We start from the raw sequence: 8167 nt of genomic DNA, 5'->3' as shown, positions 1-8167 counted from the left end.
CGCCATGCTCGCGGCCGCCGGCGTCGTCATCCAGCGGGTCACCGGCAACCCGCTGGCGAGCCCCGAAGTGCTTGGCGTCGGCACCGGCGCCGGTGCCGGCCTGACAGCCGTGCTGATGGTCAGCGCCACGGCCGATCTTGGCTGGCAGCTCGCCGGCTCAGCCCTGGGCTCACTGGTGGCCTTGATTGCCATGCTGGCCCTTGCCGCACGAGCAAAGTTCGGTGCCGAGCGGCTGCTGCTTGCCGGTATCGCCATGAGCGCGCTGTGCAGCGCTGCGATCACCGCGACGATCGCCATGGGCAACGCGCAGTCCTACATCCTGTTGCGCTGGCTGAGCGGCTCGACCGGCCAGGCGTCGGCGCTCGATGCAGGGCTAGCACTCGCCTGTCTGTTGCCGCTGACGCTGCCGCTGTTCCTCGCCGCGCGCTGGCTCGACATCCTGCCGCTCGGGTCCGACAGCGCACGCGGGCTGGGCGTGCCGGTCGCCGGCGGACGATTGATGCTGATCGTCGTTGCCGCGCTGCTGACCGCGCTGGCCGCCATGGTCGTCGGACCGTTGAGCTTCGTCGGCCTGATCGCGCCACACCTTGCCCGTCTGGTCGGCTTTTCCCGCGCCCGCGTCCATCTCGCCGGAGCGATGCTTCTGGGCGTCCTGCTGATGATCGTCTCGGACTGGCTGTCGCGCATGGCGGCCTTTCCCTACGAACTGCCCGCCGGCCTGTTCGCTTCGCTGCTTGGCGGGCCGTATCTCGTCTACCTGCTTGCCAAGGGCGTGCCGCGCCAGGGCTGACGGGTTCCGAAATGCTATGAGGTTCTATCCATAGGGCTAGGCCAGTGCGGCCAAGCTGGCGCGCATCGATCGGTCATGTTCCGGCAGCCGTGATACGGTCGGCAGGCCGCGGGCTTCCTGGGCACCGAAGCCCAACCGTGTCAGACAGGCGCGCGCCAAGGCCGCATTGCTGTCGATGACGACCAATCCATTGACACCGTTGAGGCTGGCGGCCACCACCGACAGTTCGGTGCAGCCGAGCAGGGCTGCATCGGCGCCGGCCGCTTGCGCGATGTCGAGCGCGCGCTCGGTTTCAACCGCCGCATCCGCGATCGAACCTGCCTTGACGAGGCTGATCGCGCTGTCGACGCAGGCCTGAAACTCGGTGTTCGCGGGAAGGCAGAGCTCAAATCCCGCCGCCGACATCCTGTCCTGATAGAAGCCGGAGACCAGCGTGCCTTGGGTGGCGAGAACAGCAACCCGGCCCTGATCCAGGCTGCGACGCGTCTCCGTCACCACAGCATCTCCGATATGGATGATTTCCGCGCGCGAATTCGCCGCCAGTTGGCTGTACCAATGGTGGGCGGTGTTGCACGGCATCGCGATGCGGGCGACGCCGAGCGCATTGAGCGTCGCGACCGCGGCTTTCAAAGGCGCCAGCGGCCCATCATGGCCGGCAAGGATCGCTTCGGTCCTGTCGGGCAGCTGTGGGACACTGAGGATCACGGCAGGCACATGTTCGTTGTCTCTGAGCGCCTGGGTCATCCGGGTCAGCTTGAAGTAGAAATCAGCCGAAGCAAGCGGCCCAAGACCGCCGATAATGCCGAGCTGGGGACGGATGCTGTCGTCGATCATCTGACAGGCTCGGCTTCGAGCTGGTCCGAGGCGGCGTCAGGCTGCGTCGTCTCCCTGTGGCTGGGAGCGATCATTGCCGTGCTCGCCGCGACGGTGCAGACGCTGGCCAGCGTCATGAACGTGTCGACGGCTGCATCCACCGCGACGAACAGGACGAACGCCGCCTCGAAGGGAAGCTTCAGGTAGCCGCAGACGATGGACATCTGGGACAGGATGAGCAGGCTGCCCATACCGCCGGTGGTGAGCGCGAGAAGCGCTGAGATGATGCCGACGAGCACGAGGTCCGAGACTGCAAGCTGGTGGCCGTAAAGCTGGGCAATGAACAGCGCACCCGAGGTGTAGAGCAGCGCCGGGCCAGTGCGCAGCAATGCCGCCTGCAGCGGCACGAGCAGTTCGACCACCACCAGGCTGAACCGCAGGCGCTCGCTCAAAAGGTTGATGACCCATGGCAGCGAAGCGACCGTAGAGCGTGTGGTGATGGCCACCATGAGAAGCGGCTGGCAGGTCTTGATCGTGGTCCAGTAGCTTCGTCGCGACCGGATGGCGATAATGGCAAAGGCCCCGGCAACGAATATGAGGCAGGAAAGACCCATAACCAGCAGGTAACCGCCCATCAGCGTGAGCGGCTTGGTTCCGGTCGACGCGGTCTGGTCCGCGATCAGGATGAAAGTTGCAAAGGGCAACCCCCAGATGAACCAGTTGGTGAGCACCGTGCAGGCCCGGTAGACCGCGTTGAGCGCCTGGGTCAGGCTCATGGACGAAGGCTGGGGAATCTTCCCCATCGCGAGCCCGAAAAGCAGGCAGAACAGCAAAACCTGGATGGTCTGGCCCGAGGCCAGCGCGTTGAAGACGTTGTTCGGCACCAGGTCGAGCAGGATCGAGTGCCCGCCATTGGGGTCGCCATTGGAGGGCGGCGGCTGGAACGGGAAGGCGAGATCGGTGGACACGCTGCCTTGCGAATTGATGAACTCGCCAAGCTCGATGCGCGACTGCGGATTCTCGATCTGGCCCGGCTGCAGGATCAGCGACAGGGTGCCGCTCACCAGCACGCTCAGGAACGACACGACCAGCACGGCCATACCCACCTTGCCGAGGTAGCGGACCGATTTGGGATCCTGGACCATTGCCGTGATGGAGAAGATGACCGACGAGACCAAATAGGGCAGGACGACCATCTTGAGGAAATTCAGGTAGAGCTGTGCGACAGGGCTGATCGCATGGGCAAAGTCTGGATAATAGAGGCCGCACAATATCCCTGCAGCAATCATCACAATCGTCGTCACGGGCGAGCGCAGGATACGCCTTGCCGCGAGGCGCCAGTCGAAAGGCAGGGGTCCGGCTACCTCGGAGATGGCCATGTCAGGCTTTGCTCCCCAGGCGATAGCGGGCGATGATCTCATCCGTGTTGAGAATCTGCTGACCCCGCGCGAGATCGAGATAGAGATCGACAAAGGCCGCGAGGTGCGGATTGTCGGGCCGCACGCCGACTGCGATCGTATCGACCTTGTCGGTCAGCGTGATCGAGCGCGCGACAACCGTCATCGACGGATCGTCGACCATCAGCTTCTTGATCTCGAAATCATCGCGATAGGCCATGTCGATCGTCCCGTTTCGGATCGCATCGATGATCAGATCCCAGCTTGCCAGGCGGTGGATTTGCGCATGCGGGAAGGTCGTGGCCGCATAGGTGGCGAATGAAGAGCCCTCGATCACGCCAAGATCGCCTGAGAAATCACGGACGATCTGTTCGGCCGGTTTGCCTTGCGCGATACGCGCCAGGTTGAGGCGGTTGGCGATCAGCCCTTGCCGCAGCATGGCGTAGGGGCGGGAATAGATGATCGACCGGCCGCGCTGAAGCGTCCGGCTGAGCTTGCCAATCGCCATGTCGGCCTGTCCGGAACTGACCTGACTGACGATATCGTCGAACGTTGCGGCGGATCGGTCGAATACCGGCTCGACGCCAAGCGCCGCGGCGATGCCGTGGGCCAACTCCATGTCTATGCCATCGTCCCCCGATCCGTCGGCCGGAAAGAACGGATTGGAAGCGAAGGCCGGCATTGCGATGCGCAATGCATCGCCGCTCGCGATAGGTTGAGGGGCGTTCTCCGCCTGCTGTCCCGGAGTGCTGGCTGCGCGGGCTTGCGAGATCAGCAACCCGCCGCTCCCGGCCGCAAGCAGTGTACGACGTGTAACCGACATGCGCGTTCTCAATTAACCCGGGAAAGCTGCAACATGCACAACCCGCGTTAAACAAACGTGTATATTACACTGAGCCTTTTTATGTATCGGACAAGCAGCTTAGCGCCACAAAATATCAGCATTGCCTAATATATTAGGAAAAGCGGAAGGATCGCGTTGCTTCCCGCCGGGCGATCGTCTGGATTGTCAAAACGTCTCGACCCAAGGCCGTAACTCAAGCTCCGAGCTCCAGGCGCTGCGATGCTGGCGATGGACCGCGAGATAGGCCTCGGCGATAGCGTCCGGCGACAGGCGGCGGTCCTGTAGGTCGGGATCGGCTGCCTGTCCGGGCGGCGCGATCTGGCCGTCGATAATGAAATGGGCGACGTGGATGTTCTGCGGGGCGAGTTCGCGGGCCATGGACTGCGCCAGGCCGCGCAGGCCGAATTTCGGCATGGCAAAGCCGGCCGAGCCGGGAAAGCCCTTCACACTGGCAGTGGCGCCGGTGAACAGGATCGAACCGGATCCCCGGACAAGCAGCCGGCGCGCCGCCTGCTGGCCGACCAGGAAGCCGCCATAGGCGCCGACCAGCAATGCCTGTTTGACCGCTTCCGCATCGAGCTCGGCGATCGGGCCGCGTGTGCGTGCGCTGGCGTTGAACACCACGAGCGCCAGCGTGCCGGCCTTGTCGGCGGTGTCGAACAGCCTGGCGACGGACGCAGCGTCGGCGACATCCGTCTCAACGGCCAGAGCACCGGTTTCGCCGATCAGAGCGCTGAGCTTCTCGACGTTACGGGCGGCCAGAACCACGCGAAAGCCTTCCCGGGTGAGAAGGCGCGCAAGCGAGGCGCTCAGACCAGCGCCCGCGCCTGCAATAACGGCCACATTGGATGAGGTCATGATTTTCTCTCCCTTGCGGATTTCGGCGGAAGCGTTCGCCAGACCAGACAAGGTCGCGCCTTCGGGGCTGACAGGCAAGAGGTGGCATCTCGTTGGCTGTTGAACCAGACGGGCTGCAGAAACGACGTTGCGCGGTCCAATATCGCCTGTGGAGCTACGAAAGCCGCTCGGCCTTCAGCACCGAGACCGCCACTTCGAAAGGGACAAGGCTTGGACCTTGCCCGCCGCCCGGATTCATTAGACCAACATTTTGGCGGTAGAATCGTCAGGTTTCGTAAAGCTGTCGGCGATCTCATCAATGGGACTGGAGCGTGGTCCCGAAAAGTGGGAAACGGTTTTCGGAAAAGATTATGCTCAACAAGGAAACGATTATGGAACCAATCTGGGCCGTCGGCCTGATGACCGGCACGGTGCTGGACGGCAACATCGACGTCGCGCTGATCAAGACCGACGGCGAACGTATCGAGGATTTCGGCACCTATCGGCTGATGCCCTATCCTCCGTCGATCCGCTCCCTGCTGGAAGAGACGCTGACGGAGGCGCGGGCGTGGAACTTTGACGGGCCGGAGCCGGCGATCTTCCGCACCGCGGAGGAAGCCCTGACGCGTGCCCAGTCAGCAGCCGTCAAGGAATTGGTCGAAGGCTATGGCATGACGATGGCCGATATCGGCGTCGTCGGTTTTCACGGCCAGACCGTTCTGCATCGCGCGCCGCAGGTTGGACGGCTGGGCCAGACAAGGCAACTCGGCGATGGTGAGCTGATGCATGCCATATTGGGTACCAAGGTCGCTTACGATTTCCGCTCGGCCGACATGCGCGCCGGGGGGCAAGGCGCGCCGCTGGCCGCGGTCTATCACACCGCGTTGATGCGCGGCGCCGGCGCCAATGGCGAGGTGGCCGTACTCAATCTCGGCGGCGTCGCCAACATCACCTGGTGGGATGGCGCCGACAATGTCGTTGCCTTCGACACCGGCCCCGCCAACGCGCCGCTGAACGATTTCATCAAGTCGAAGGGGCTCGGCGAGATGGACCGCGACGGCGCGCTCGGCGGTGCGGGCAAGGTGGACGAGGCGCGGCTGGCCAAGCTGCTGCAGCACCCCTATCTCACCAAGCCCTATCCCAAATCGCTGGACCGTTTCGACTTCGGCGCCGCCATGGCGGACGGGCTGGATGCGGAGGATGGCGCGGCACTGCTGACCGCCTTCACCGCTGGAGCCGTCGGCAAGGCACTCGACCTCTTACCAAGCCGTCCTAAAAAACTGGTGGTCAGCGGCGGCGGCCGCCACAACCCGACCATGATGGCGATGCTGACCAGCCGTGCCGGCGTCGAAGTGGTGCAGGCCGAGAGCCTCGGCTGGAGCGGCGATGCGGTCGAGGCGGAGTGTTTTGCCTTCCTCGCGGTGCGCGTGCTGCGCGGCCTGCCAATCAGTTTTCCGAGCACGACCGGCGCACCGCGGCCGATGCGGGGCGGAAAACTCGCCAGTTAGAGCCTCTTCCATCCCGGAACGGGATGGGATGACCTTTCCCGCCCGGCCGACTTTCAGGCGATGCGGCTTTTTGCTCAGGTTTTGCAGTCGAAAGGTCTTCGGAATAGTCGAAAAGCTTTTCCGCCGGGACCCACTGTCATCCAACCGTTAAGAAGAATTAATACAAGACAACAGCGATCTTGTTTTCAGCTGACGCCTCATTTCGCAGGCGTATGGCCATTGATGCGCGCCTGCATAGCGGCGGCAGTATAGTTGGGATTCAATTTATGTTGTCAGCAGGTTTAGCTTTATTGCGCGGTGCACGGCCGACGATTTCGGGGGCGGCAGCTGCGCTCGCCCTTGCAATCATCGGGGCCATGATCGGATCCGCTGCGCGGGCTGAGCCCATTCGCGGTGCGGGGTCGACACTGGCCGCGCCGATCATCGGCAAGTGGGCAACGACATACAAGGCTGCACGCGCCGACGGCGGCGACTTCTTCACGCTGGACTGGACCGTCGATTATGAACCGGTCGGATCCCTTGCCGGCCTGATGCGGCTTGCGCAGCCCGAACTGGATTTCGCCGCCACGGATGTTCCCGTGCCGGCTGATGATCTCGCCAGGAACGGCCAGCAGCAATTTCCGATCGTCATGGGCGGGATCGCGGTGGTCGCCAATCTCGATGGCCTGCCGGAGCAAGGTCTGCGCCTCTCCGGCCCGGTGATCGCCGACATCTATCTGGGCAAGATAAAGTCCTGGTCCGATCCTGCGATAAGGGTGCTCAATCCCGACATAGCCCTTCCCGATCTCGCCATCGGCGTCATCCACCGGCAGGACGGTTCGGGCTCAACCTATGTCTTCACCGAGTTTCTGTCATCGACAAGCGAAGACTGGAAGACGAAGCTTGGAGCCGACACTCTGATCGACTGGCCGCTCGGGACAGGCGCGGAAGGTACGCAAGCGCTTCTTCGTGCCGTGGCTGCGAGCAAGGGGGCGATTGCCTACGCCGAATACGGCCAGGTTCTTCGCGCCGGCCTTCCCTTCGCAGCGGTCCAGAACAAATCCGGCAAGTTCGTCAAACCGGACCCGCAGGGCGTGCAAGCAGCGGCCACCTCCGTCGCCTGGGGGGAAACGACCGACTTCTTCGCCTCCCTCACCAATCGCAGCGGAGATGGTGCGTACCCGATCAGCACGGCGGTGTTCGCCGTTGTCCAGGTCTCGGGGCGTTCGGAACATCGCTATCGCCGCGTGCATGATCTTTTCCGGCTCGCCTTCGCGCAAGGTGCCGGCGACGCCACCGCACTCGGCTATGTGCCGCTGCCGAAAGCGCTCATTGGCCAGATCGAACAGTATTGGGCAAGGCAATTGCCGGTCGGAAACTGACCCGAACGAAGCTGCCTTGCGCAGCAACTGAACTTCATACCGCGTCGTCGTGGCGACTTGTTGGGGACTGCCTGAAATGGACATAGATATCTTCAAGGACATCCTCGTGCCGGTGATCGGCGGCTTGGGCATCTTCATGCTCGGTCTGGATTTCATGGCAAACGGCATCCAGGCGCTGTCGGTCAACCGGATGCGCGACTTTCTCGCCAAGGCAGCCGGTACGCCGGTCAAAGGCGTGCTGGCGGGAACGCTGATCACCGGCGTCATCCAGTCGTCGACGGCGATGAGCGTCATGGTCGTCGGGCTGGTCAATGCCGGTGTCATCGCCCTGCGGCCGGCGATCAGCGTGATCATGGGCGCCAACATCGGCACCACGCTCGGCAACGGGCTCATCGCCCTGCCGCTCGGTCCGCTCGGATTGATCCTGGCCGGCGTGTTCTCGCTGGTCTACTGCTTCGCCAAAAGCGAAAAGGTGAAGAACATAGCGCTCGCCTGCATGGGTTTCGCTCTGATCTTCTACGGCCTCAACCTGATGACCGGCGGCCTGCGTCCGCTTCGCAACCTGCCGGAAGTCATGGCGCTGCTGCAGACGCTGACGGCCGACTCCTACCTCAACC

The 8167-nt window shown here is 63.4% G+C and carries 8 protein-coding genes; 4 read left to right on the top strand and 4 right to left on the bottom strand.

The window, feature by feature from the left end; all coding sequences use genetic code 11:
• A partial coding sequence (locus EN939_RS12295; RefSeq protein ID WP_164750965.1) for an iron chelate uptake ABC transporter family permease subunit occupies positions 1 to 790 on the top strand: 790 nt, incomplete at its 5' end.
• 36 nt (positions 791 to 826) lie between these two features.
• Here EN939_RS12295 and EN939_RS12290 read toward each other — a convergent pair.
• The 4 genes from EN939_RS12290 to EN939_RS12275 form a co-directional block, all read right to left on the bottom strand.
• Complete coding sequence (locus EN939_RS12290; protein WP_127268228.1) at positions 827 to 1624, bottom strand: aspartate/glutamate racemase family protein; 798 nt, start codon at positions 1622 to 1624, stop codon at positions 827 to 829.
• On the bottom strand, positions 1621 to 2982 hold the full coding sequence (locus tag EN939_RS12285) for a dicarboxylate/amino acid:cation symporter (RefSeq protein WP_127268227.1): 1362 nt from the start codon (positions 2980 to 2982) through the stop codon (positions 1621 to 1623). The genes EN939_RS12290 and EN939_RS12285 overlap by 4 nt, the downstream gene beginning before the upstream one ends.
• Before the next feature lies 1 nt (position 2983).
• Positions 2984 to 3823: a substrate-binding periplasmic protein gene (locus EN939_RS12280; RefSeq protein WP_164748642.1), complete on the bottom strand. Its 840-nt coding sequence runs from the start codon at positions 3821 to 3823 to the stop codon at positions 2984 to 2986.
• A gap of 186 nt (positions 3824 to 4009) precedes the next feature.
• The gene (locus EN939_RS12275; RefSeq protein WP_127268226.1) at positions 4010 to 4702 is read right to left on the bottom strand and encodes an SDR family NAD(P)-dependent oxidoreductase; all 693 of its coding nucleotides are present in this window, start codon (positions 4700 to 4702) and stop codon (positions 4010 to 4012) included.
• Positions 4703 to 5073: 371 nt separating this feature from the next.
• On the opposite strand from EN939_RS12275, the gene EN939_RS12270 reads away from it, so the two are divergent.
• The 3 genes from EN939_RS12270 to EN939_RS12260 form a co-directional block, all read left to right on the top strand.
• Positions 5074 to 6189 (top strand): anhydro-N-acetylmuramic acid kinase, encoded by a 1116-nt coding sequence (locus EN939_RS12270; RefSeq protein WP_127268225.1) that lies wholly within the window; start codon positions 5074 to 5076, stop codon positions 6187 to 6189.
• 356 nt (positions 6190 to 6545) lie between these two features.
• A complete protein-coding gene (gene pstS / locus EN939_RS12265) occupies positions 6546 to 7550 on the top strand; it encodes a phosphate ABC transporter substrate-binding protein PstS (protein WP_127379225.1) in 1005 nt (334 codons plus the stop codon).
• 76 nt (positions 7551 to 7626) lie between these two features.
• Positions 7627 to 8167 (top strand): Na/Pi symporter (locus EN939_RS12260; protein ID WP_206528281.1); only part of this gene is annotated, 541 nt, incomplete at its 3' end.

This window comes from Mesorhizobium sp. M7A.F.Ca.CA.002.05.1.1, from assembly GCF_003998335.1.
In the GTDB taxonomy this organism is placed as follows: Bacteria; Pseudomonadota; Alphaproteobacteria; order Rhizobiales; family Rhizobiaceae; genus Mesorhizobium.
This window is presented reverse-complemented; position numbering and strand designations above follow the sequence as displayed.

Coding starts and splice junctions, on each gene's coding strand:
- EN939_RS12290 (WP_127268228.1), bottom strand. CDS start 1,624: ATGATCGACGACAGCATCCGTCCCCAGCTCGGCATTATCGGCGGTCTT.
- EN939_RS12275 (WP_127268226.1), bottom strand. CDS start 4,702: ATGACCTCATCCAATGTGGCCGTTATTGCAGGCGCGGGCGCTGGTCTG.
- pstS (WP_127379225.1), top strand. CDS start 6,546: ATGATCGGATCCGCTGCGCGGGCTGAGCCCATTCGCGGTGCGGGGTCG.
- EN939_RS12270 (WP_127268225.1), top strand. CDS start 5,074: ATGGAACCAATCTGGGCCGTCGGCCTGATGACCGGCACGGTGCTGGAC.
- EN939_RS12280 (WP_164748642.1), bottom strand. CDS start 3,823: ATGTCGGTTACACGTCGTACACTGCTTGCGGCCGGGAGCGGCGGGTTG.
- EN939_RS12285 (WP_127268227.1), bottom strand. CDS start 2,982: ATGGCCATCTCCGAGGTAGCCGGACCCCTGCCTTTCGACTGGCGCCTC.